This is a genomic window from Streptomyces sp. NTH33, from assembly GCF_003236365.1.
Classification (GTDB): Bacteria; Actinomycetota; Actinomycetes; order Streptomycetales; family Streptomycetaceae; genus Streptomyces.
In genome coordinates this window covers 1-492 of the sequence record NZ_POTZ01001107.1, presented here as the reverse complement: position 1 = coordinate 492, position 492 = coordinate 1, and the positions used below count along the sequence as shown (strand labels likewise).

Below are 492 nucleotides of genomic sequence, written 5' to 3'. Positions count from 1 at the left end.
GAGGTACTGCGCGGGCGTCCCCTGTACGGACAGGCCGGTGTGGCGGAGGAGTTCTCGCAGGCGGCCGGAGTCCAGGAGGGTCATGTGCTGGCCGTTGGGCAGGCGGTAGATGTCGGCGCCGAGGTCCTGGAGGCAGGGGTCGAGGTAGTCGGCGGTGAAGGTGTTCAGTGACAGCACGCCGCCCGGGGCGAGGACGCGGCGCAGCTCGTGCAGCGCGGCGGCCAGCAGGGTGTGGTCGGGGAGGTTGTGTAGGACGCCGTGGCAGACGATCACGGAGGCGGCCTGGTCGCGCAGCGGGAGGCGGGCGAGGTCCGTCTGGATGAGGGCGAGGCCGGGCTGGGTGTGCCTGCGGGCCTGGTCGAGCATCCCGGGGTGGAGATCGGCGGCCAGGACGCGGTATCCGGCGGCGAGGAGCGCGGGCAGGTTGCGGCCGGCGCCGCAGCCGGCGTCGAGCGCCAGGGAGGTACGCGGGGTCGGTGCCCGGTGGCGGGC

At 74.4% G+C, this 492-nt stretch carries 1 protein-coding gene; it reads right to left on the bottom strand.

Annotated elements, in window-relative coordinates:
• On the bottom strand, positions 1 to 492 hold a 492-nt coding region (locus C1I97_RS38700; protein ID WP_146608487.1), incomplete at both ends, for a class I SAM-dependent methyltransferase.